25 protein-coding genes and 3 pseudogenes are annotated in these 23,369 nt (G+C 43.3%); 20 read left to right on the top strand and 8 right to left on the bottom strand.

Annotation, left to right across the window (positions count from 1 at the left end; translation table 11 throughout):
• The first annotated feature begins 121 nt into the window (after positions 1–121).
• Genes NNL35_RS23265 through NNL35_RS23250 form a run of 4 tightly spaced genes read left to right on the top strand, consistent with a single transcriptional unit; the run spans position 122 to position 3,990 of the window.
• The gene (locus tag NNL35_RS23265) at positions 122–1,135 is read left to right on the top strand and encodes a siderophore ABC transporter substrate-binding protein (protein ID WP_006675797.1); all 1,014 of its coding nucleotides are present in this window, start codon (positions 122–124) and stop codon (positions 1,133–1,135) included.
• Positions 1,136–1,169: 34 nt separating this feature from the next.
• A complete protein-coding gene (locus tag NNL35_RS23260; protein WP_085982245.1) occupies positions 1,170–2,180 on the top strand; it encodes an ABC transporter permease in 1,011 nt (336 codons plus the stop codon).
• On the top strand, positions 2,177–3,241 hold the full coding sequence (locus tag NNL35_RS23255; RefSeq protein WP_006675795.1) for an iron chelate uptake ABC transporter family permease subunit: 1,065 nt from the start codon (positions 2,177–2,179) through the stop codon (positions 3,239–3,241). The genes NNL35_RS23260 and NNL35_RS23255 overlap by 4 nt, the downstream gene beginning before the upstream one ends.
• Entirely contained in the window at positions 3,238–3,990 is a 753-nt protein-coding gene (locus tag NNL35_RS23250; protein WP_006675794.1) for an iron ABC transporter ATP-binding protein, read from the top strand. The genes NNL35_RS23255 and NNL35_RS23250 overlap by 4 nt, the downstream gene beginning before the upstream one ends.
• A gap of 12 nt (positions 3,991–4,002) precedes the next feature.
• Here NNL35_RS23250 and NNL35_RS30750 read toward each other — a convergent pair.
• Positions 4,003–4,249, bottom strand: a pseudogene (locus tag NNL35_RS30750) (IS30 family transposase); the annotation flags it as partial.
• A 14-nt stretch (positions 4,250–4,263) separates the two neighbouring features.
• Here NNL35_RS30750 and NNL35_RS23245 point away from each other — a divergent pair.
• The 5 genes from NNL35_RS23245 (at position 4,264) to NNL35_RS23225 (ending at position 7,718) form a co-directional block, all read left to right on the top strand.
• Entirely contained in the window at positions 4,264–4,593 is a 330-nt protein-coding gene (locus tag NNL35_RS23245) for a hypothetical protein (protein ID WP_006675793.1), read from the top strand.
• 496 nt (positions 4,594–5,089) lie between these two features.
• Positions 5,090–5,647 (top strand): hypothetical protein, encoded by a 558-nt coding sequence (locus tag NNL35_RS23240; protein ID WP_006675792.1) that lies wholly within the window; start codon positions 5,090–5,092, stop codon positions 5,645–5,647.
• Positions 5,644–7,059 (top strand): zincin-like metallopeptidase toxin domain-containing protein, encoded by a 1,416-nt coding sequence (locus tag NNL35_RS23235; RefSeq protein WP_006675791.1) that lies wholly within the window; start codon positions 5,644–5,646, stop codon positions 7,057–7,059. Before NNL35_RS23240 ends, NNL35_RS23235 begins: the two co-directional genes overlap by 4 nt.
• A 30-nt stretch (positions 7,060–7,089) precedes the next feature.
• On the top strand, positions 7,090–7,425 hold the full coding sequence (locus tag NNL35_RS23230; RefSeq protein ID WP_006675790.1) for a hypothetical protein: 336 nt from the start codon (positions 7,090–7,092) through the stop codon (positions 7,423–7,425).
• A gap of 41 nt (positions 7,426–7,466) precedes the next feature.
• Complete coding sequence (locus NNL35_RS23225) at positions 7,467–7,718, top strand: hypothetical protein (RefSeq protein WP_138985613.1); 252 nt, start codon at positions 7,467–7,469, stop codon at positions 7,716–7,718.
• A 758-nt stretch (positions 7,719–8,476) separates the two neighbouring features.
• Here the strand turns inward: NNL35_RS23225 and NNL35_RS23220 are convergent.
• Together NNL35_RS23220 and NNL35_RS23215 are read right to left on the bottom strand one after the other, a co-directional pair.
• Complete coding sequence (locus NNL35_RS23220; protein WP_006675789.1) at positions 8,477–8,845, bottom strand: hypothetical protein; 369 nt, start codon at positions 8,843–8,845, stop codon at positions 8,477–8,479.
• A 34-nt stretch (positions 8,846–8,879) separates the two neighbouring features.
• Complete coding sequence (locus NNL35_RS23215) at positions 8,880–9,035, bottom strand: hypothetical protein (protein ID WP_158000430.1); 156 nt, start codon at positions 9,033–9,035, stop codon at positions 8,880–8,882.
• 87 nt (positions 9,036–9,122) lie between these two features.
• Here NNL35_RS23215 and NNL35_RS23210 point away from each other — a divergent pair.
• The 4 genes and pseudogenes from NNL35_RS23210 to NNL35_RS23195 form a co-directional block, all read left to right on the top strand.
• Positions 9,123–9,447, top strand: a pseudogene (locus NNL35_RS23210) (IS30 family transposase); the annotation flags it as partial.
• 232 nt (positions 9,448–9,679) lie between these two features.
• Positions 9,680–10,195: a hypothetical protein gene (locus NNL35_RS23205; RefSeq protein WP_040730402.1), complete on the top strand. Its 516-nt coding sequence runs from the start codon at positions 9,680–9,682 to the stop codon at positions 10,193–10,195.
• A 31-nt stretch (positions 10,196–10,226) separates the two neighbouring features.
• Positions 10,227–10,514, top strand: a complete 288-nt coding sequence (locus NNL35_RS23200; RefSeq protein WP_254553774.1) for a hypothetical protein — start codon at positions 10,227–10,229, stop codon at positions 10,512–10,514.
• 615 nt (positions 10,515–11,129) lie between these two features.
• Positions 11,130–11,876: a DUF1266 domain-containing protein gene (locus NNL35_RS23195; RefSeq protein WP_254553773.1), complete on the top strand. Its 747-nt coding sequence runs from the start codon at positions 11,130–11,132 to the stop codon at positions 11,874–11,876.
• A 126-nt stretch (positions 11,877–12,002) separates the two neighbouring features.
• Here the strand turns inward: NNL35_RS23195 and NNL35_RS23190 are convergent, their stop codons facing one another.
• From NNL35_RS23190 to NNL35_RS23175, 4 genes and pseudogenes are all read right to left on the bottom strand, one after another.
• Complete coding sequence (locus NNL35_RS23190) at positions 12,003–13,193, bottom strand: DUF4179 domain-containing protein (RefSeq protein ID WP_006675786.1); 1,191 nt, start codon at positions 13,191–13,193, stop codon at positions 12,003–12,005.
• Positions 13,159–13,754: pseudogene (locus tag NNL35_RS23185) on the bottom strand (RNA polymerase sigma factor). The gene NNL35_RS23190 and the pseudogene NNL35_RS23185 overlap by 35 nt, the downstream one beginning before the upstream one ends.
• A gap of 183 nt (positions 13,755–13,937) precedes the next feature.
• On the bottom strand, positions 13,938–14,540 hold the full coding sequence (locus NNL35_RS23180; protein ID WP_238535298.1) for a DUF5643 domain-containing protein: 603 nt from the start codon (positions 14,538–14,540) through the stop codon (positions 13,938–13,940).
• A complete protein-coding gene (locus NNL35_RS23175) occupies positions 14,473–15,006 on the bottom strand; it encodes a DUF4179 domain-containing protein (RefSeq protein WP_238535297.1) in 534 nt (177 codons plus the stop codon). Before NNL35_RS23175 ends, NNL35_RS23180 begins: the two co-directional genes overlap by 68 nt.
• Before the next feature lie 560 nt (positions 15,007–15,566).
• Here NNL35_RS23175 and NNL35_RS23170 point away from each other — a divergent pair.
• Entirely contained in the window at positions 15,567–16,535 is a 969-nt protein-coding gene (locus NNL35_RS23170; RefSeq protein ID WP_006675785.1) for a D-2-hydroxyacid dehydrogenase family protein, read from the top strand.
• A gap of 176 nt (positions 16,536–16,711) precedes the next feature.
• Here the strand turns inward: NNL35_RS23170 and NNL35_RS23165 are convergent, their stop codons facing one another.
• Positions 16,712–17,143 carry a LytR/AlgR family response regulator transcription factor gene (locus NNL35_RS23165; RefSeq protein WP_006675784.1) on the bottom strand — a complete coding sequence of 144 codons (432 nt, stop codon included), beginning with the start codon at positions 17,141–17,143 and terminating at the stop codon, positions 16,712–16,714.
• Between the two features lie 402 nt (positions 17,144–17,545).
• Between NNL35_RS23165 and ahpC the strand changes: the two genes are divergently transcribed.
• The 6 genes from ahpC to NNL35_RS23135 all read left to right on the top strand — a co-directional run bounded on the left by ahpC (position 17,546) and on the right by NNL35_RS23135 (position 23,356).
• Positions 17,546–18,109, top strand: a complete 564-nt coding sequence (gene ahpC / locus NNL35_RS23160; RefSeq protein ID WP_006675783.1) for an alkyl hydroperoxide reductase subunit C — start codon at positions 17,546–17,548, stop codon at positions 18,107–18,109.
• A 10-nt stretch (positions 18,110–18,119) separates the two neighbouring features.
• A complete protein-coding gene (ahpF, locus tag NNL35_RS23155) occupies positions 18,120–19,649 on the top strand; it encodes an alkyl hydroperoxide reductase subunit F (RefSeq protein ID WP_006675781.1) in 1,530 nt (509 codons plus the stop codon).
• A 306-nt stretch (positions 19,650–19,955) separates the two neighbouring features.
• Complete coding sequence (locus NNL35_RS23150) at positions 19,956–20,390, top strand: DUF6323 family protein (protein ID WP_238535296.1); 435 nt, start codon at positions 19,956–19,958, stop codon at positions 20,388–20,390.
• Complete coding sequence (locus tag NNL35_RS23145) at positions 20,372–21,808, top strand: DUF6179 domain-containing protein (protein ID WP_006675779.1); 1,437 nt, start codon at positions 20,372–20,374, stop codon at positions 21,806–21,808. Before NNL35_RS23150 ends, NNL35_RS23145 begins: the two co-directional genes overlap by 19 nt.
• A gap of 109 nt (positions 21,809–21,917) precedes the next feature.
• The gene (locus tag NNL35_RS23140; RefSeq protein ID WP_254553772.1) at positions 21,918–22,109 is read left to right on the top strand and encodes a hypothetical protein; all 192 of its coding nucleotides are present in this window, start codon (positions 21,918–21,920) and stop codon (positions 22,107–22,109) included.
• A 281-nt stretch (positions 22,110–22,390) separates the two neighbouring features.
• Positions 22,391–23,356, top strand: coding sequence for an ABC transporter permease (locus NNL35_RS23135; protein ID WP_006675778.1), 966 nt, complete (start codon positions 22,391–22,393; stop codon positions 23,354–23,356).
• Positions 23,357–23,369: the final 13 nt, after the last annotated feature.

The following is a 23,369-nucleotide window of genomic DNA, read 5'->3' as shown; positions in this document are numbered from 1 at the left end:
ACTATAGTGAAGTAGAGATAATTATTTTTCAAGTCGCGCATAAAAACATACATAGGTAATAATTTCATCAATTCAATAATCTGTTTGTCTATAAAGCTTATATAAGGGGAGAGTATAGGAAATGGGGAAATTTAAATTAACTGTTTTTTTAGCAATTTTTGTTTTGATGTTGGCAGCTTGCTCAAGTCCAAGCAATGAAAATGGTAAAACGGAAACTAATGGGCAAGAAAATCATTCTACTGAAGCTTCGACGGTTGAAATCACTGATGCTCATGGAACGGTTACTGTTCCTGTAAACCCAAAGAAGGTAATTGCTTTGGATAGTAGAACTTTTGAAACTTTAGCTGATTGGAAAATTGAATTAGTGGCTGTACCAAAAGATGTAATGCCTGCGGATTCATCATATGTAAAGGATGATTCGGTTCAAAATATTGGAAATCACCGCGAACCAAATCTTGAAATTATAGCAGCTGCAGACCCTGATCTTGTAATTATCGGTCAAAGATTTGGTAACTATTATGAAGATATAAAAAAATTAGTGCCAAATGCAGCTGTTATCGATCTTAATTTTGACGTTTCTGAGAAAACTGATAAACCTGGGGAAAACTTAGTAAATGGACTTAAAAATTCTACAATTACTTTAGGACAAATTTTTGATAAAAATGAAGAAGCTAAACAATTGGTAGCTGATTTTGATAAAGCTGTCGAAGATGCTAAGTCTGCATATAATGGAACGGATACAGTTATGAGTGTTGTAGTTTCTGGTGGAAATATTGGTTTTTCAGCTCCTCATTCTGGACGTGTTTGGGGACCAATGTATGAAATTTTCGGATGGACTCCAGCATTAGAAGTTGACGGTTCTTCTTCAGATCATCAAGGGGATGAAGTTTCTGTTGAAGCTATTGCAAAAAGTAATCCTGATTGGATTTTTGTACTAGATCGTGATGCTGCAATATCTGCTTCAACTGATTCAGTACCTGCTCAGGATGTTATTGATAATTCACCTGCTCTTCAAAAAGTAACTGCTGTAACTAAAGGACAGATCGTTTATGCACCAAATGACACTTACACAAATGAATCAATCCAAACCTATATAGAGTTATTTAAGAACCTTGCAAATACTTTAGCTAAGTAGTCTAAAGGAGTATAACATAGTGCTGAAAAAGACAATACAAAAAATTTCCGGGGTTGAGAAAAATTCTCAACCCCAGCTTTATAACCACAATAAGCTATGGACAAAACCATTTATATTAGCGATTATAGTTGTTATTATTTTAGGAATTATATCCCTATTTACTGGAGTTTATGATATACGCGGACAAGAGGATGGAATGGATATGTTTTTCATAACTCGTGTTCCAAGAACAGCTGCATTAATGCTTACTGGAGCTGCCATGGCCATGGCAGGACTCGTAATGCAACTTATTACACAGAATCGTTTAGTTGAACCTACCACAACAGGAACTATTGAATGGGCGGGTTTGGGACTTCTTGTTGTTTACTTATTATTTCCTGCACCAACGTTAGTTCTAAGAATGACTGGTGCAATTGTTTTTTCTTTTATGGGAACTATGATTTTCTTTTTATTTTTAAGAAGAGTTAAACTCCGTTCGTCTTTAATTGTCCCAATTATTGGACTGATGCTTGGAGCAGTCATTTCTGCAGTGTCCACTTTTATTGGACTCCTTTTTCAAATGACGCAAAATATTGAATCTTGGTTTGTAGGTTCTTTTGCGGCAGTTCAAGTTGGAAGATATGAATATTTATGGCTCATTGTTATCGTTACTTTTCTTATTTTTATTTATGCTAATAGACTGACTCTAGCTGGACTAGGGGAAGATGTTGCAACAAGTCTTGGAGTAAATTACAATAGGATCGTTCTTTTGGGTACGGGTCTTATTTCTTTTGCAGTTGGAATTGTTGCAGCTGTCATTGGAAACTTGCCTTTTCTAGGTTTAATAGTACCTAATATTGTTTCCATGTTTAGGGGAGATGATCTTAGAAGTAATTTGCCTTGGGTATGTGTGATAGGAATGGGTACTATAACGGTTTGTGACATCATTTCTCGAACAATTATAATGCCTTTTGAAGTACCTGTTTCTTTAATACTTGGAACAGTGGGGGCAGTCGTATTTATTGCTATTTTATTGAGACAAAGAAAACCAAGGAGGCTAAGATGAACGCATTGGAATATAGAAATAATGAAAATGTCGTAATCGATTCTAGCCTTCATAATGAGAATAGATCAGCTAGAGCTTTTCGTTCTAAGAAAGAAGAAAAACGTTATTGGATTTTGCTTATCACATTGATTGTTTTGGGCATTCTTTCTTCATATGGACTTTTAATTTATAACAATCCAGTTCCGGTAGATTCCCCTTCTTTTATCCCAGTTGTTAAAAGAAGGATGGTAGCTCTTATTGCCATGATTATTGCTGCGATTTGTCAGAGTTTGTCGACTGTTGCTTTCCAATCGATTACGAATAATAGGATTATAACCCCTTCACTTTTAGGCTTTGAATCACTTTACTCCTCAATTCAGACGAGTACGATATTTTTCTTTGGTGCTAGTGCATTGATAAATTTTAGTGGTACTGGACCATTTGTATTTCAAGTTATTGTGATGGTCTTAATGAGTTTGATGCTTTATGGATGGTTGCTTTCTGGAAAGTATGGAAATCTGCAACTTATGCTTTTGGTTGGAATTATTATTGGCGCAGGGCTGAATTCTGTGTCAACTTTTATGAGAAGACTTCTTGCGCCGTCTGAGTTTGATATTTTACAGGCAAGATTGTTTGGTTCTGTCAATAATGCGGATTCTGAATATTTTCCTATTGTAATTCCACTGGTAATAATTGTAGCATTATTACTTCTTGCTAATTCTAAAAAATTAAATGTATTGTCACTTGGAAAGGATGTCTCTACTTCTTTTGGAGTTAAACATCAATCTAGTATCATTTATACGCTTATATTAGTTTCTGTTTTGATGTCAATTTCAACAGCTTTGATTGGACCGCTTACTTTCTATGGATTTTTAGTTGCAACGTTGAGTTATCAAGCAGCGCCAACCTATGATCATCGATATATTTTTCCAATGGCTCTTGCTATAGGGTTTTTGATAATAACGGGTGCATATTTTTTAATGTATCATGTATTCAATGCTCAAGGCGTTGTTTCCGTTATTATTGAATTATTTGGTGGAATCATATTTTTAATCGCAGTTTTAAGGAAGAGGGCTCTATGATAAAGATTGATAATGTTAGAAAATGGTATACTGATAAGGTAAAAATAGGACCTTTGAATATTGAAATACCAAAGGCTGGTCTTACTTCTTTAATTGGACCAAATGGTGCTGGAAAGTCTACGACACTTTTGATGATTGGAAGACTTTTGAATATGGATGAAGGCCAAATTCAGGTAGCAAATATGGATGTTTCTGAATCTAAATCAAAAGACTTAGCAAAAATTTTGACTATATTACGACAAGAAAATCATTTTGTAACTAGGCTTACTATTAGACAACTAGTTGGATTTGGACGATTTCCTTATTCAAAGGGAAGATTAACTAAAGAAGATGAGGCTATTATTTCAAAATATATCGATTTTTTAGACTTGACTGATCTAGAAAATAGATATTTAGATGAGCTGTCTGGTGGTCAAAGGCAAAGGGCATATGTAGCAATGGTTTTGTGCCAAGAGACGGAATATGTACTTTTGGACGAGCCATTGAACAATCTTGATATTGCTCGTTCTGTTCAAATGATGGAGCATTTGAGGCATGCTGCTAATGAATTTGGAAGAACAATTCTGACTGTTATGCATGATATAAATTTTGCAGCCAAATATTCTGATCGAATTTGTGCCATGAAAGATGGACAAATTGCCACTTTTGGAACAGTAGAAGAGGTTATGGATCCAGAAGTTTTGACAGATATTTTTGAAACGAAAATAGAAATTATCGATGGTCCTTATGGGCCAATAGCGATTTATTAGTTAGACGGCTTGTCAAGCTAAGTGCGACAGCTCATTCATGAAAGCTTCGTTAGCAGAAATCCAACCTAGACAGTTACAAGGGCGAATTAGAACCTCGTTGCCAGGAAGGATACGGATCTGAAAAGTAAACTTTTAGGTGATGAACGGTCTCAAGGTTGGCATAACAAGCAAACGCTTTCCCTCGATCCACGGTAACAGTTTGAAAGGCAGCCTGAGGATATTGACTTGCAACCACACCAAAGGCTACCTCCATATGGTAATTAGGAGGGTTTTATGTTAATAGATAAACAGCCAGTCATTCAAGATTTTTTTTCCTTTTTGAAGAGCGATTTACTTGATGTGCTAGAGTGTTTATCCAATGGAGAGCCGTGGCAAGATCATATGATGGGATATGAACTTCCAGAGCATTCTGAGGAGAATGAATTTAAAGAAGGCATAATGATATTCATTAACACTTCTTCGTATAACGAAATCATTATGAAAAGTACAGATTTCTATGATTGCTTGAAAGAAATATGTGTAGAATTTATTGGGGAGAACCCGGAACAAAAAGACCAAGTGAATCTACTTATTGACAAGATAAAGGTTGTTTTAAATTTGTAAAAACTCCACCCAGCGCTAGATAAACCAACAAAAAAACCAAGAAAAATAGGCAGGGTTTATTTCTTACACATAAGATCGTACAATACAACCAACAAACCAAACACTAAACAATTCAAACACTTGATAAACTTTCAAAAGTTCTTTCCCACTTGAACCATGAGTAGGAATGAGCTTTTTTTGCATGCTCAAAATCAAAGGAGGAAAAGGAAAATGGCGAAACGTGAACAGGTAGTGGCAGAAGAGCTGAAGAACCAGAGAACCAGCGCAGGTCTCTGGAAGGACGCGTAGTCAAACGGGCCAACAATATGGTGAAAGTGCACCTGGACATCGATGATCAACATGATGAGCAGGGCAATTGGTGGTTCCCGTATTCGGGGGAAGGCAACAATATTTTTCACTGTTTGCCGGATGAGGGGCACGAATTAAGGTCTACTTCCCTAACGGCACGGAGAAGCAGGCAATCGCCATCAACTCCGTTCGTGGCGGCGGCGAGGAGATGAGGAGCAGGACCGTATTCCAGAAGCCCGCGACGAAGGTATTCGAAATGCCGGGCGAGGCCAGAATGCAGCTTGGCGAGGACGGGGTGCTGTTCGAGAAGGGAACCGTCCGTCTGCATCTGGATGGAGGGAATATTACACTGAATGCCAGCGAGGATCTGCTCGTTGTGGCGGGCAGTCAGATTGAAGCAGGCAGCGGAAGCGAGCAGGGGATTCTGGAAAGCTTCCGCATTCGCGCTGAGCAGCAGATCGTGCTTCAGACCAATAGGGACCAGTATGTTGTTCTGAACGGCAATCGGGTGGGAATTCAGAGCGCCCATGTCGATTTCCAGAAGGTCGAAGTGGACTTTATGGAGCTGCTGACCGAAAATGAGCTGGAAGAGTTGTATCTGGATACGCTGGCTCAGGGAGAAATCATGAAACAGGAGATTGAATTGTCGTTACAATTAAAGGCGGCAGTTCAGTTAACGGATAGTCAACGAGCCGACATTCGCAGCAAGGTTGCCGAGGAGGCAAAGAACGATCCCGGTCTGGCAGATAAGCGCGGAACTGGATGAGCAGCAAATCGCCGGACGAACAGAAGACGCTCTACCAGCAGAAATATGTGAAACCACCCGCAGTCGAGCCTGAGAAGAAGAGCGAAAAGGAGAAGCAAGCGGAACTGGAAAAGGAGCAGCAGGCCTATGACCAGATGGACCGGGATCGAACGGCTATCTATGAGTGGCAGCAGCGCTCCAAGCAAGTCATGGCACAAGGGGTAGCTGCTGGCAAGTCGCAGTCCGAAATTCAGGCAATGTTGCCGGCTCCTCCGGTATTGGGCGGTCAGGGCTCATCCCATCAGGGGACCTCAAGCGGGAAACCTGGACCGATCGAGCGGTTCGTAGAGTCCACCGGTATCATGGATACGCTGCAGCAGATTAGCCCTTGGCTGGAACAAATGGAACTCGAATATATCATTCCGCAAAAACCAGATTATGTGAGCAAGCAAACTCAAAAAACAGTATACTTATCCCGATACACCTTCCAGGTTCTTATTATAGATCCACAAATGCTGGTGGCCGAATTTAACATTCTCTTTGGCGTAGTGGCGATCATTGCTGCGATTCCGACACAGGGAGCCTCCCTGTATTTACTGGCCGTGGCCGATGCGGCCCTTGGAGCGTCCATGATTATCGTGAACATGGAGAAGCTGTCGGATCTGAAGAACGGGAATGCGTATACCAATCCGAAGTTCCTGGGAATGGACCAGGAGCTGCTGGATCAGTTGGGAACCGCTCTGATGGTAGTGAACCTGTCTATGTTGGCCAAGCACGGGTTGTATAAGGCAGCGGACAAGCTGGCAAACAGCAAGACCAGGTCGGCGATGGGTGATTCATGGGCAGCGTGGAAGAAGCAGGTTGAACATGAGCTGGGTACGGCGAGGGTGAAGCCTCTCAAAGGTAAAGGAGAAGCACCGCAACAGACTGAGGGGATGGGTAAACCTAGTTTGGGTGATAGAGTCCATGACATAGATTTTATGTCATGGGAGGGGAAGCCAGTAAGTGGACAACGAAAAATGACCCCTGGTGGACAAAGATATGCAAGTGTACGCGATTGGAAAACACTTAAGAAAACGATGCAAGCTAGAGGAATAAATGTAAGCATTGATTCGAAGGGGAAAATATTAATTGATCCATTAACTGGAGAACGGAAAGCTGGGGGATTTAATCCTTATACAGGTGAAATTATACTGAAACCAGATGCTACCCTTCACGAAATGATACATGAAACAATTCATGCTGAACAATGGTTCAAGTTAGGGAAAGAAAACTATTTGAAGCAAACTGTTTTAGAAAGAGAAGAGCATGTTTTCAATGAACTTATGAAACCAAGTTATAATCTGAATGAAGAGGAAATATTCCATGCTAAAAAAGTAATTTTTAAGTATAGAAATGGTCGATCGGCATTTGATGGGGAAATTGATTTTTAATATTGGTTTTAATTTTAAAGGAGAAATGGAATGAAAACAAATCTAACAGAAAAAGAAGCACTTTTAATTGCGCAAGAATACAAAGATAAATATGAGTTTTATGGTCAATTAACTGGAGAAGTAAGATTTTATGAAAAATTCTCGAAGAATGTTAAGGGTTTTACTGCGTGGTTAGTTATTGGAAAAATAGAAACGTTATCGCCCGAAGATGATAATGAATACGAAATTGTAGTTTCAGATGAGACAGCTTTAGTTGAGTACGTAATTGACATTAATGGATTTGAGCGATATCCACACATTGAAGATGGTGGCTTATCAGAAGAAGAGATAAAAGAGCTTTTTGGGGATGATAATGATTTAGATTAAGACTCTAATAGAATTGGATAATTGAGCCGGAGACTGAGGGGATGGGTGATGTTGGTGATGTTTTACCAACAAATAGGACTGTTATTAGTCCAGAAATGAAAGTTAAGATATTGGAGGGACAACGCAAAAGCCCAAATAAAAATGCCTTAATTGGTGTGCATTCTTCTGAAATTTCAAACCGTAATCCAAATTATGCAGTTGCAGAGATATCTATTAACTCTGATGGAACTAGAAAAGTAAAGTTAAGAAATCCAAGGAAAGAGCTTAGCCCCCCCTTAAACCCTATTTGCTGAATGAAGATATTACCAAGTTCAGTTTGTCGTACGTTTACAAGAATAAAGTGGCATCAAACTTGACAGGCCTATAGTATGTGAAATCAACCGAAATGTTCGAGCCGTATAAGCATGCATACAAGCGAATATTTTCATGGAGCGTTTTTTCTCAATATTTATGAAATATTTGCTCTTAATTCTCAATAATTATGAATCAATTTGTATTAAGGCATTTTTTGCCGTTATTTTCTCACCTTTATGAAAACTCACAGGACTTGAGATAAGAATTAATGCTTACTAGGTGAGAATATTTCGTTACATATAAGCCTGTAGCGACAATGTTTGCTGGCTACAGGCTTTTTTAACTTTTGTGAGGGATACACCCGATATGGGAATTTTGATTGTACAAGCAAGTTGTTGTAAACATTCGGGCATCTTAACAACGTTCAAACGTAGTCACGGTTTCCACCGGCAGCTTGGAGAGATCTGCATCATGTTTGCCGCTCGTTTTCCGGCGTTTATACGTGATGGCTTCCTTCTCGGGCTCCGTTTCAGGCGCAGCGGCTTCGTTAAACAGGTTCATCTCCAGTTGCTTGACGCTACGAACGTTTAAATGGCTTGTCACCCAACCAATATCGACGAGTTGTACCTAACGATAAGAAAACCCTCAGTTCTGTTAAATTGAACTGAGGGAAATAGACTAATTTTTTGTTTTTCCCCTGTCTACTTGACAGGGGCACTTCACTGACCGCTAGGTGGGGCTTATTTGACGTTTACCTTTACACCATACCGCCCGCGTCTTCAATAATTCTCATGGCTTTGTCAAAAGATTCCTCCTCCACCACAACAGTCAGCAAAATATCCCTTCCGGTGGGTCCACCCTGCCCCCCGTCACTCATTCCGCTTGCCGATACATTTGTAGCAGCTAGAACGTTGGTGGAATCACCTCCGAGCGTGTCCCCGAAGGTCACGGAGGTTAAACTGCCCATACTGCCGGTTAGATTCGGCGAACCGTATGAATCACTGGCTGGATACATGCTGAAACGATCAATTGACATGTCCACGACATGCAGCGCCTGCAGCTTCTTGGACACACTTTCGGCTTCTTCCGGACTTTTAAAATAGGCCAAAATATTTTTTTCTGCCATAACGTTCACCTACCTGTGTTAATGGTCTGTTTTCTTAACCAGTAAAATAGGCTTTCATGCCTTTCATTAGATTCTGCCTAACCCGGAATGAATATGCGCATACGTCGGGAAAAAGCAGCAGTCCGGGTTCAAAACCGGGACGAATGTCGATCCGGGCAACGCCGACTAACGCTTGCAAATTCGTCTCCATTTGAGCCCATCCTTTCGTATGCATGATGGATTCATTGTGACGGATTTCTATACCTTTGGATAGGTGTGATCGGCTTGACGCTTACCTTTCGGAGTAGTAACCAGCCAATTTCCAAAAGGAACCATCCAAACGGCAAGAACCGAGCGAGGAGTTCGCATGCTATTCTAATTTAGAAGCCTTACATGGTGTTAAAGTCTACTTTGCCGATCCTTATTCCTCATGGCAACGAAGTTCAAACGAGAACGCAAACGGCCTTCTCAGAGAGTTCTTCCCAAAGGGGCATGACTTTGCAGAGGTGACGGAAGAACAGTTAGCCGATGCTATTCAATTGATCAATGCTCAACCCCGAAAATGCCTTGGTCGGCGTTCGTCTCACGAAGCCTTCATGGAAGAGGTGTCGCACTTAACTTGACAATCCGTCATATTGATCTTACTTTTGAAATGCAGGATGGCACGTAAAAGGGGAGCCAAGTACCTCTATATTTCGTCAATGGAAACACGTCCGGCCGATAAGAGCAATGGAAGCCAATTGACGGGCGACGTCGCTCCCGAGCTTTTTCAAAAATAGCCGAAGGATATTTATAGGCTGTTGAGGCTTTAGATCTAATGAAGGAAATAAAGTAACATACGCGGTGGGTGAGGCGATGAGAAAGATAAAGTTGTACAATGTAATATTTCCGATTTGGTTCATCATGTTTTATCCGCCGATCATTCTCGTTACGTTGGCAGGCAACTTCATCATCGACTCGCTCGTCCTTCTCGCTTCCGCGTATGCATTCGGTCTCGTATCAGCGGATCAAACATTGGGGCTCATTTATAAAAAGACCATATGGAAAGTGTGGGGCTTCGGATTTCTTGCCGATTTTATCGGAGCCCTGTTCTTATTTTCCTTACTGCTGCTGGAAGGAGTGCAGGTGCTGCCTCGGGAGGCGATCTCAGCGGTTGCTTATAATCCTTTTCACAATATATCCGGCTTAATGCTCGTCATTATCGCGATGTTCATCTCTTCTTCTATCATATTTATCCTGAATTACAAGTTCACATTTAAAAAGCATATTGCAAGCCCTGCACAGAGACTGAAGGTATGCTTAGCAATCGCGATTGTTACGACACCATGGACGTTCTTGATCCCGACCCAATGGTTCTATGGAGGGCTGTAAATGTTGAAATATGATTTCTTTGTAAGCCAGAATGAGCAGGAATGCTATCCGCGCTTTATTACAAAGTTCTTATTCAAGCGATATCTTGAATAATGGAATATGGACTCATCATTTAGCTAAGGCAATAAGTGGTGATGTATCAGAAGTCCTACGAAATAATAAGTATATTACAGACAGATTATTAAGGGACTATCTTTTCAGTAGTGTATCTAGATATACAAAAGAAGAACTTGGATATAACCAAAATCCCAAAGCTATTCTAGATTCAAGCTATGAAAATATAATTGCAGAAATAGGAGTGGAACTCTGTCAGACATAGAAAATTAAACAAATATTATTATGAGCAAATACAACGCGGACAGCATTACTTATCTATCAATGGAGATGTTTCATCTCATAGATGGAGAATTACGGCGCTATGCAGTTGTACCTTCACTTATAAGCTCAATAAGCCTGCAGCGGCAATGTTTGCCAGCTGCAGGCTTATTGAGCTTTGTGTTTGAAAAAGAAGTCTGATTCAACGTAATGATTTAAAAGGTCCTAGGAAATGAAAAACCGCCAATCGAAGTGATAGTTATTATTAAAGCTATTCTTCGTCAAGTTTGTTTCGGAACCTTCCGAGCATAGGGTTGGTGGGGCTATGACAAGTTAGGTACAAGGGACCTCTTTTCAGCCTTTTCGGTACGTTTTGCGAACAGCTTGGAAACAAGAAATCGAAGAAAATGTTTTCTGAGTTGGTAGTTGAAACCAATAATTATTGTGTTACAATATCATGGGGTATTTTGTTAAATCTTAAAGGTGCGCTTGCAAGATTGGCAAAGATAGAGTTGTCTTCCCTTGTGCAGAACAAGTGTTTATAAGCACAATGACTGTAAGCTGCGCCAAATAACAACAGCGAGAGGAACGTGATGGTTTGAAGACTTTTCTAATTATTGTGGGAATTATTGCGGCGATTGTGATTTTACTTATCGTGGGTTTGATTACAGCGAGCAAGCGAATTGAGAAAAAGAATAAAAAATCGCAAGCAGAAATGGAGATGGCCAACTCTATACCGAAGGAGAAACAGCATTTGCTTGCCTACGGTGCCAATCTCTCTCTTTACCGGTCTGAGTCGCCACGGATACTGCAAGTGAAGGTAGATTCTGAAACTTTGAAGGAAGGCCTTTCTTCAGCCTGGGACGTTAGTAATACGGAGGAGGCTGTACAAACCCTGGAATGGCTGCTTACGGAAGGGCATCGTGCGAAGTATGATCAGCTTCTTATGGCGTTGCAAGCTGGCCAGTCTTTTACCGAGGAGGAAGTGGGGAAATCGCAGGAATGCTATAAATCAGCCCAAGAAGTGATGATGAAGAAGCTTTCCTTTGCGAATTCCGATTTTGACCGGGTGAACACCATGGCTGCCTGGGATTTTGACCGAGCTGTAAATATTGCAAGATGGAGCTACATACTTGGTTATCTAACCGAAGAACAGGCATGGGGGTATATCGAGAGAGCTGCTGATGCCGCCAGCCATATCTTCCAATCCTGGAAGGACTATTTTATTTCATTTGCTTTTGGCCGAGCCATTGCATACGAGGGTGACATTTATGATATCATCTGGAATGGAAAAGAATTGCTGAATGAAGAGGGCTCGATCTGGAATGAATTTAGCATTAAGCGATCCGGAACAGGAAGCCGATAATTTAGCATTGAATAGAATGAGCCTGTACCCGGCAATTTTGCCGGGTACAGGTTTTTTTGACATTATAGATTTTATAAATTTTCGGGGTGGAAGAGGTTCCAGCTTGTATTTCTTTTTTGTCGTGCATTAGGGTTCAATGGGAATAGTAACCTCCAAGTCTTTCAAATAGGTGCGATCCCCAAAACTCTTTTTGCTGCGTCCCTTCACAATGAATCCTTTGTTATACACCGTAAGCGTGAACGGCTTAATGGTGATTGACTTCGGTATGCCGTCGGCAGGATCATACAATTGATCAATGTGGTATTCGGTTTTAGGCCTAGCGTGGTAATAGCCGAATATTTCCGGCTTCAATACGCGTCCCTGGTCATCAATGAGTTCATAATAGACCATGCTGGCGTGGTATTTGCCGGTTTGCTCCGGAGTTGCCGGAACAGGGCCCTTACTATCCAACACGAGCCGGGTGGTCACGGGGGAAAATTCGATCTCCTTGACCGTGTAAGAGAATGTCCCGTCGGACTTCGTAACGTTCGGCTTGAACACAACGGATTTACATTCGACCTTCACGGGAATCTTGAATTCGAACGTTTCCTCTACTTTCGTGACATTCAGCCTTATAGTTAGCTCGAACTCGTCAGGCAAATTCAGGCCCTTCGTAAATTCAATATGATAAGCCGGAGTCTCTAGAGGATAATCTCCATAGCTGGCAGATTCGTAGTGGAACGGTTGTCCATTAACTAGGATTGTTGGCGTCATGATATATCCTTTTAGCTGCTGCTCTTTTGGTGTGTTCCTTCTTTTCACAAATTCCTCGGTTTCTTTGATATCCCCCTCATCTTCATCAACATATGGAGAACTTGTGTTAAATGGAAAATTATCCCCATTGCGCTCGATAAGGATAGACAGACGGGTTCCATCATATAGAACCTCGGCTACCCGTAACGTTATACCGCCATGCGTTACGCTCACGTTAGGTTGAGATAGGATCCCTTGGTCCATCGCCGTTTGCACGGCTTCTTCGCTAATATTGGTGAATAGCAAGCCGATCGCCGGCACTTTTTTCAAAGCTTCCGCCATTGCCGGCGATACATATCCCATTCCAATGATGCCTGCACCGAGTACTGCCGCGATAGAAGCACCTAATATCGTTCTCTTCAATATATTAGGTTTGTGCATGAATTTTTGTGTTCTTGTCCATTCCCGTTGTTCAATGTGATTCATAATTGCATCGCTTTGGCTGTGAGGCAGCGATGATTCTCGAATCAATTGTTCAATCGCATCCATTTCAGCGAATTCCGTTCGATGCGGCATATGTCCCATGGGCCCTCTCTCCTTTATGGCATACATGTTCCATTAATTTTGCGCGTAACCGTTGATATTTTTTGCGTATCGTGTCGGAGTTGATTCCCATAATTTCACTGATTTCTTCAAAGGTATACTGTTCCACCGCCTTCAGGAGCAAAATATGCCGTTCTTCGGCCGTGAGGTAAGTCAACAATTCGCTGACTACCGTTTCGTGCCGAGAGATTTCCGGTGCAGGTTGCTGCTCTTTACATCGTTCGATTAATCTGAGTCGACGGCTCTTCTTTTTCTTCATATTGATCAAATGATGATAAGCCACTTTATAGAGCCAGGCAGAGAAGGATGCTTGCCTATTGTATTGATGAAGATGTTCAAAGGCACACGGATAAAAATCTCCTGGACGGCATCTTCCGTATCGGCATGATTTTTCAAAATATAATAGCAATATGTATACATTTTTCGCTCAAAATGGGTAAGAATCGCTTGATATGCCTGTTTGTCTCCTGCTTGGACTTCCGCGACGATGGCTTCGATATCCATAGAATCCGCTTCTATTTCCTCGGAAGTAGTGGGCTGCAATACCTCAGCTCCTTTCTGTTTGACCTTTAATATATAACAATCCGGAGGCCTCGTTTTGTGACATGGATTTAAATATTCTCTTTTATATGAAAAGATCTGCTCCGCAAACGCAAGTAAGCGCAAGAAAAAGGCTGCTCCCTCGCCATGTTTCCACGGCTCTGGGAACAACCCCTTTCGTGTGCATTAACGCTCGATTGGAATGGTAACTTCCAGATCTTTGAGATACGTTTTTTTCCCATTGCTTCCCTTATTCTTTCCAACAATGCTCCAATCCTTATTATTTACCGTAAACGTATATGGCTTGATCGTAATCGATGCAACCTTGTCATCCATCGGAGCGTACAATTCATTCATCTGGTATTCGGTTTTAGGCTTGGACTGATAGTACTTGATTCCCTCAGGCACTAGCATATTTCCTTTGTCATCTACGATCTCATAATACACCATGCTGGCGTGATACTTGCCTGTTTGCTCCGAAGATGCCGGCACTGGACCTTTGCTATCCAGAATGAGACGGGTGGACAACGGCGACAGGACAAGCTGCTTGACGGTATAGCTGAACTTCCCGGAAGATGTGGAAGCATTCGGCTTCAGCACGAGAGGTTTGCTCTTCAACTTGATTGGAACCTTAAATTCAAGGGCTTTACTAACTTTCGTCACCTCGGCAGTAATGGTGAACTCGAATTCGTCAGGCAATTTCACACCCGTTTCTTCAACGCTATAAGTATTTTTCTTTTTCGGAAAATCTCCGGAGCTCCCCCCCGGTAGATTGAATTGGTTGTCCATCGGCAAGAATCTTTGGCCGCTTGATATAGCCTTTCAGCTGATCCTTCTCCGGAACGGCGCGTTTCTTCAAAAACTCATTGTTAGGATTTTCCTTCAAGACATCCATGCTCACATAAGGGGAAGACGTCGTCTCTAAGTTAGCTCCTTCACGCTCCAATAAGAAGGAGAGACGATTACCATCGTAAAGAACTTCGCTCAACTTCAAGGTGATCCCGTCATGAGTTACGCTCAGGTCAGGTGTGTACATGTAACCTTGCTCCATGGCTGCTTTCACAGATTGTTGGCTTGTTGCATTGAAAAGATAGCTGACCTGCTTCATCGGTGCCGCCATAGCGGGCAAGCCTGAACCGATTGCTCCCATGCCAAGCAGTGCCGCCGCGGAAGTGGCGATTACGGTCTTTTTGATGAAACCTGGCTTCGATTTTGAGGCACTTTTGTTCCCTTTGTGTTCATTCAACTGGTTCACTTCATCATCACTCCTGGTTTTTAATGCGATTAACGTCGTACTAATCTGTCAATCAAGTGTGCTGAACATTCTCATTTCCATCATCCAATACCATTTCCCCGGGGTTGTGTGCATACAAGAGCTCAGCGTTCTCTTGCGTCTATAATGAATAACAATCTTGAACGGCTATTTTGTGACACGATTTTTATTTTCGCCCAAGCAGGCGAATAAACCGCTTATTCGTCTCGGGTAACCACATCCTATAAGTTGTCTGCTAGTAGGGAACAGTGCATGACTTTACGAATACGGCCGTCATTAAAATCCCTATTCGATTTCTGAGGGTCTCTTTGAACATGAAACTATGGGTTGTGAAGCAGCCTTACTGGGAACGATGGGGATTACTTGTATAAAGTAACCGGCCAGGTTATGATGACCATAATGGTGGGGGCAAGCGGAGTGATCGGCATAGCGGTGTTGTATCATGTGCTTCCGAGAATAGACAAAGCAAAATCTACATCAACAACTACATCAACCTAGAGCTGTCATATGATAAAAATAAAGCCGAAAGGAAGATGGGAACGATGCAAGTCGTTATTTTGGATGATTGGGAGCACATTTATGGCGAGAACGAAGACGTCGCTAGATTGAAGGAGCATTTTGACGTAAAAATCTTTCATGATCGGCCTTCTAGAGAAACGTTGATTGAACGACTTCAGCATGCGGATATTATCATTCCCATTCGAGAACGTACCAAGTTCGATAAGGATATTCTGCAGCGCATCCCACATGTCAAGCTTATAGCTCAAACGGGTTCAGGCTTAGCACATATTGATATGAATGAAGCGAATAAATATAACATCTCTGTTGCTACTACTCCAGGAGGTTCAAGTGCTGTAGCGGAACTTATATTCGCATTTATGCTCGCCTATTCCAGAAAGCTGATAAAAAAACATGGGGAACTGAAAAGCGGGATATGGACGGAAGAGGTTGGCTATGGCCTTGAGGGCAAAGTGATTGGAATCATCGGACTTGGTAAAATCGGTTCGAAAGTTGCGCAGATTGCTAACGTTTTCAATATGAAAGTAGTGGCTTGGGGACCTCGACTGACTGCTGAACGCGCAGCCGAACAGGAAGTGGATTATGTTACGCTGGAGCAATTGTTGCGGCAATCTAATTATATTTCGATAAATGTAAGATTGGTAGAGGACACAAAGCATCTGCTTAAGGAACCGCATTTTGGGCTGATGAAAAAGAATGCCTTCCTCATCAATACATCCAGAGGGGAAGTCATTGATGAGCAGGCTCTCATTCAAGCGTTACGTGATGATCAGATAGGGGGAGCAGGGCTTGATGTATTTACTGATGAGCCATTGAGACCGAATCACCCTTTTCTGGAGTTGGAGAATGTGATTCTGTCTCCTCATATCGGGTGGAAAACAGATAATATGTTCAAACTTTTTATGAAACATGCCGTAAATAATATCTTATCGTATTTCCTGAGGGACAGTCCGACAAACAACGAATCACCCGCCGCGCAGCGGTTTTTTTAAAAACCGCGTAACGGCGGGGCCGCCGTTTCATTATGTCCTATAATCTCATCAACTTCGGGACATTTTGCCCAGGAATTACCTGTTTGATTCTCTCTCTGTTGCATGGAATGTGATGCAGGGGCGATTTCTTTATTTCTTTTTTGCCCCTGCCAGAGAGAGCAGATATTCTGCCGTATTCACGGGCACTTTAGAGTTGACCTTGCGGACGGGGGAAAGGGAAGGAAGAATAGCCGCTTCGACACCTGGATGTGTGCCGCGGCGTCCAGCAAGATGCGGGACAACTTTTGCGCGGTTACAGGCTTTCTTAAAAAGCGAAACGGCAAAACTTCAAAAACTTCATATACATACTCTTTATGGTCTGTGATAAAGATAATGATCGCATCTCGATCCTGCTCCCGGATAACCGAAGCAATTTCAATACCATTTTGGCCAGGCATTTCAATGTCTAGCAGATAGATATTATAATGTGAGCCGGATTGCAAACACCTTAGCAAGTCACCGCCACTTAAGAACACATCGCTGGAAAATTCCATAACGCACATGTTTGAAAGTATATCATCAATCAAATTCGCAACGTTTATATCATCATCACATATCGCTACATTCATTACAGCCACTCCGTTAATAACCAGATAGCTTGATTCTATAATATTTTTATGAAGCCTACAATTTTGTGTCCGTTTTTAGAATGAAGAAGTAAAGGGTTAATGGATGGACTTATTGGGTAATATGCATTGATGATGAAAATGAATCATCCTTCATCTTGAACATGTCAACGATAATATTACATAGGCCGTACTGAACAAGTTACGAATACTCTACGTCAGTTAGCAGCATAATGAATATTGTGTGAAATAACATCAGAAGTCTGTTTATAATTATTATAAAATAGCTTGACGAATTTAATTAATTAGTTAATAATAATAATTACAAAGTGTGTTTGGAATATGCTGCATGCATGTTCTGAATATGCTCTATATTAACAAAACACAGGTAAAGGAGATATGACCATGTCACTTATTGGAACAGAAGTTCTTCCATTCAAAGCATCTGCATTTCACAATGGTAAATTTATCGAGGTTACCGAAGAAAATTTCAAAGGGAAATGGAGTGTCGTTTGCTTCTACCCAGCGGACTTTACATTCGTGTGCCCTACCGAGCTTGAAGATTTGCAGAACCACTACGAAGCCCTGAAGCAACTTGGTGTTGAAGTATATTCCGTTTCCACGGACACGCATTTTACACATAAAGCATGGCATGAAAGCTCTCCTGCGATTGGCAAGGTTGAGTACATTATGATCGGGGATCCTTCCCATGTAGTCTCCCGCAACTTCGATGTATTGATTGAAGCTGATGGTCTTGCTGACCGCGGTACGTTCATCATCGATCCGGATGGTATTATCCAAGCAGCCGAGATTAATGCGGGAGGCATCGGCCGCGATGCAAGCATCCTTGTTAACAAAATCAAGGCTGCACAGTATGTTCGCAACCATCCAGGTGAAGTATGCCCGGCGAAGTGGCAGGAAGGCGGGCAAACACTTAAGCCAAGCCTCGATCTCGTAGGCAAGATTTAAGGTGTGACAGATGACACTAGACCAAGAAATTAAAAATCAACTCGCACAATATCTCCAGCTCCTGGAAGGCGATCTGGTGCTCAAAGTCAGTGCGGGCGAAGACGCTGCATCGGAAGACATGCTGGCCCTGGTCAATGAAATTGCCGGCATGTCTTCCAAGATAACGGTGGAGAGAACGCAATTGTCCCGAACACCGAGCTTCAGCGTCAATCGTCCTGACGAAGATACGGGCATCATCTTTGCGGGAACTCCTTTGGGACACGAGTTTACTTCCCTCGTACTGGCTCTGCTGCAGGTAAGCGGCAGACCTCCAAAGGTGGAGCAAAGTGTCATTGACCAAATCAAAAGCATTCGCGGCGAATATAAGTTTGAAACTTATGTCAGCCTGAGCTGCCATAATTGCCCTGATGTGGTGCAAGCACTGAACTTGATGAGCGTCCTCAATCCTGGCATTACGAATACGATGATTGACGGTGCGGTCTTCAAGGAAGAGGTCGAAAGCAAGGACATTATGTCGGTGCCAAGCGTTTACCTCAATGGTGAATTTTTCGAAAGCGGCCGTATGACCGTGGAAGAAATTCTTGCCAAGCTGGGCAGTGCTCCGGATGCATCCGAGTTCGAGAATAAGGAGCCTTTTGACGTGCTTGTTGTCGGCGGCGGCCCGTCAGGAGCTAGTGCGGCTATCTACGCGGCACGTAAAGGGATTCGCACAGGTCTTGTTGCTGAACGCTTCGGCGGTCAGGTCAATGACACCTTGGGCATTGAGAACTTTATCAGTGTAAAATATACGGAAGGTCCTCAGCTCGTAGCGAATATTGAGCAGCAAGTGAAAGAATACGATATCGATGTCATGAAGCTGCAGCGTGCCAAGCGGTTGGAGAAAAAGGATCTTATCGAGATTGAACTCGAAAACGGTGCTGTTCTGAAGAGCAAGACGGTCATCGTATCGACAGGCGCTCGTTGGCGGAATGTCGGCGTGCCTGGGGAAGCGGAGTTCAAGAACAAAGGGGTCGCTTACTGCCCGCATTGTGATGGTCCTTTGTTCACCGGTAAAGATGTCGCGGTTATTGGCGGCGGTAACTCAGGGATTGAAGCGGCGATTGATCTCGCAGGTATTGTGAGACATGTAACCGTGCTTGAGTTCGCGCCAGAGCTCAAAGCGGATGCCGTGCTGCAAGATCGCCTGTACAGTCTGCCTAATGTTACCGTACTGAAGAACGTGCAGACACAAGAAATTACCGGAACAGACAAGGTGAACGGAATTTCCTATGTCGAGCGTGATACAGGAGTAACGAAGCACATTGAACTGCAAGGTGTGTTTGTACAAATCGGTCTTGTTCCGAATACGGATTGGTTAGCGGACACAGTTGAACGCACGCGTACAGGTGAAATCGTGGTAGACAGCCATGGCGCTACTAACGTCCCTGGCGTGTTTGCGGCCGGCGATTGCACGAATAGTCCGTATAAGCAGATTATTATATCGATGGGATCCGGCGCTACAGCAGCTTTGGGTGCGTTCGATTATCTCATCCGCAATTAATCGATATTGTTCACAGGCGAACGAAGAGCCCTCACTTTTCAAAAAGTGGGGGCTCTTTCTTTTGCTATAAAAAGAATCCGGATGAACACAAAAAAACCACCAATTCAATTGACATGGGTGGAAAGTGCGAGTAAAATATTTAAATGATTTATTAATTATATATTATACCATACATTCGTCGTAAAGTCAAGTGTTTTTTCTTTTTCTCAAAAAATTGATGGCAGGGGGAGAGCAGTGTACGAGGATAGCCACATGAATTTGTCTCGCATTTTCAACTCCTTGAACATGTCTATGCAGGAAGAGGGTATGACTGAATTGCTGGAATTGAACGAGAAGACGAAGGACTACGGCTTGGTTCTGACCCCGCAGGACATTGAAGTGATGATGGCGGCGAGAAGCCAGATCCTGTACGGCTACGGGCGGGTGGAATTGAGCATCGAAGTGACCAAGGAGCTTATCGAGCTATTCTCGGAATCCTCGTTCATCCAGCAGGAGAGCTATGCAGATACCTTGAATGAGCTGCATGAGATTTTTTATTATCTGAAAAATGAAACCGAAGACAGAATCAGCGATAGGAAGCTCCTCCACAGAATGAAGGAATTGTTCGAAGAGGATTGCGAAGGATCCTTGGACTTGTTGAAGAGCAGACTTGAAGAGTATGCCGAAGAGTTCCGCAGACAATTGCAGAAGCACGAGTCTTTGCTTGAAGGAGAGGATGACGATTGGGATCAGACAATCTAAATGAGAAGCGCGAGTTGATCGTTCAGGGCGCCATTCGCAAATCTCGGCTGCAGCGAAATCAGTATACGATCTCTTTAATGAACGAAGGCTTGCGGACGGGGATGCTGACGAGCCAGGAAATCATGCGCATTCAGCATGCGTTCATGCAGATTCTGCAGGAGCTGATTGAGAAATATACCCAGGGTGCAAGCACCTCGGTCACCACGGAAACAGCAGAGAGCATCCTGACCTCCATCATGTATGCGGCAGACGCTTATCTGATCAGCTTCGAGGAACCGGAGAAGGCGATCACGTATCTCAACACGGTTGATGTTCGCCAAATCTACGGAAGAGGCGTGGAAAAGGTCAGTCAATGCTTTGCAGAGACCAAGCAGCTATATAAGGAAATCAGTGCGAATAAGCTGGAGGTTCCGGTTGATGCCTATAACCTGACCATCGATGAGTCCCTGCCTGTCTTTCTCCGGAAATACGGCATCATCTTCGATGCCCACAACACGATGGCCAGTATCGATTACCCGCTGGCTATCGATGACATGCGGCTTCAGGGCGTTTTCTATATCAAGCAGTATTTGGAACGGCTGAAGCTGGAGACCGAGTTCTGCGCTATGTTCGAACCGCAGCAGCTGTTGGATTTGCTGGTCCACTTCGGCAGGGAATGCAGGTTGAACTACCGGATCGAGCTGTTCAATATTTATGAGCTCATGCTGAATAATGCGATATTCTCGCTATTATCCGGGGGAGATGCAGATGATATCAGGATTTCCGGGAATCAATATGCACGGCTGGAACAGCAATTCATGAGCCTCACGGAAGCGCACATTCGATCCGTCATCTCCGGTGCGATGGAAAGGCTTCAGCGTGAAATGCCGATTCATTCGCGATTGAAGGAGTATATGGACGGATGCAAGGAAGACCTCGTTCAGCGAGTGGCGAACGCCGCCAAGCACAGCAGCTTGCGGACGGTTATTATTACCGAGAGGGAGGCGGAAGCGAAGTCCATCGTCATTTCCTTCAACGAAGAGGACAAAATGAGCGATGTCCAATTAAGAAGACGGCTGCATGAGATCATGACATGCGAGAGGAAGGAGGACAAAGTCAAGCTGATCTTGTCCAGCTTCCAATCCTTCCATGACTACCTCGATATGCTTGAATCCGGCTGCTTGTATGGGGATGAATATGATGCCCTCTTCCTGGCGTTTGGCGATATGGAGCTGGCTATTCTGGCGACCATCGTGTTCTATGAAGAGGTACGGAGCATGCCTCCGGATTTGCTGTCTTTTCTGTTGTTAGAGAAGGAGTATTCGCTGGAGTGGCAGCTCCAATTGGTTCAATGTCTGCGGGGGATGAGCCGGGAGCGGCTGCAAGCCGTTGAGAAGTACATGGGGGAGATGGACTATGAACCAATAAAATTCTATTGATCAGCAGGGCCAATCCTTTCGGACAATGGAAAACGGCGGGGCGGCTGGCGGAAGCAGGCGCGCCCCAGCCAGGCAGCCGGGAGCGGGGAAGGCAGCGAATCCTGCACAGATGCAGGAATTTTCACTAGTTCAGCCGCTATCTAATGCGAATCCTGCAAAAGTACATCATTTTCGCCGCTTTTTGCTTTCTATCCGCTGGCACGGCTTCAATTCCTGCAGTTTTGCAGGAATTCCTGTGATAGAGTTATCGTCCCAAGGGAAAACTGTAGTTTTGCAGTTTTTTTGGCAAGCGGCGCTGTAAAAAGCGGGGTGGGCGACTCACTGCAGCAGAAAACGACTTATGAGACAGCCGCGCCCCTTCAAATTAATTAATAAAGACACTGTACAAATTAATTCAATCAGTTATATAATGGGATACAAAACAAAGGTAAAGGGCGGGGAAAAAGAGGAGAGTATTTTTCTAAAGGCTGAAATGTAATCGCTAACATGAAAACGGTTGCAAATCACTGATTGAAATTCAAGTTACGCGAGTCCACAGCCGGATACGTGCATGAGGCAGGCTCGTTAGAAGGGAGTAGGAACATGGCTAGCTCAGAATCGACTGTACGTCAGATGGACACGAAGCACAACATGAAGTCCCGGCTTCAGTTATGGGCCAAAGAAATCGTGTATAACAAATGGCTCTACCTTATGTTTTTGCCTGTGTTTATATGGTACTTCATCTTTGCCTACTGGCCGATGCATGGCTTGTTAATGGCATTTCAGAAGTACAACGTGGTGAAGGGGATTACAGGAAGCGATTGGGTAGGTTTGAAGTATTTCAAACAATTTTTGGAGGATCCTCACTTTTACCGGCTGATCAAAAATACGCTCCTGCTCAATATTTACAGCTTGATTTTCGGTTTTCCGGTACCGATTATATTGGCCCTTTGCTTTAACGAAATCCGCAATCTGATGGTCAAAAAAATTACGCAGACGATCAGTTATTTGCCTTATTTCATTTCTACGGTCGTCGTGTGCGGGATGGCTCTCACCTTCCTGTCGCCAAGCACAGGAGTTGTCAACATTATTCTGAACAAACTCGGGATGGAGAGCATCTTCTTCTTCCAGGACCCGGCGTATTTCAGAACGATTTATGTGCTGCTGGGGATTTGGCAGGGGGCCGGATTTTCCGCCATTATTTATATCGCCGCCCTCTCGGGCATCAGTCCCGAGCTATATGAAGCAGCCAAGATCGATGGGGCAGGGAGATGGAGCCAGCTCCGGTATATTACCTTTCCCAGCCTGGTCCCGACGATTATCATTATGCTGCTGTTAAATCTGGGAACCATTTTAACGGCCGATTTTGGCAAAATCCTGCTTTTGTACAATCCGACCATTTATGAGACCGCGGACGTGCTGAATACTTACGTGTACCGCAAAGGCCTCATTGACAACAACTACAGCTATGCCACCGCGGTGGGGCTGTTCCAGGCCGTAATCGGCTTCGTCCTGGTATATGTGGCCAATTACTTGAGCAAAAAGGCAAACCAGACTTCGCTTTGGTAAATGGGGGAGAGAA

This window comes from Paenibacillus dendritiformis, from assembly GCF_945605565.1.
Taxonomy (GTDB): domain Bacteria; phylum Bacillota; class Bacilli; order Paenibacillales; family Paenibacillaceae; genus Paenibacillus_B; species Paenibacillus_B dendritiformis_A.
This window is presented reverse-complemented; position numbering and strand designations above follow the sequence as displayed.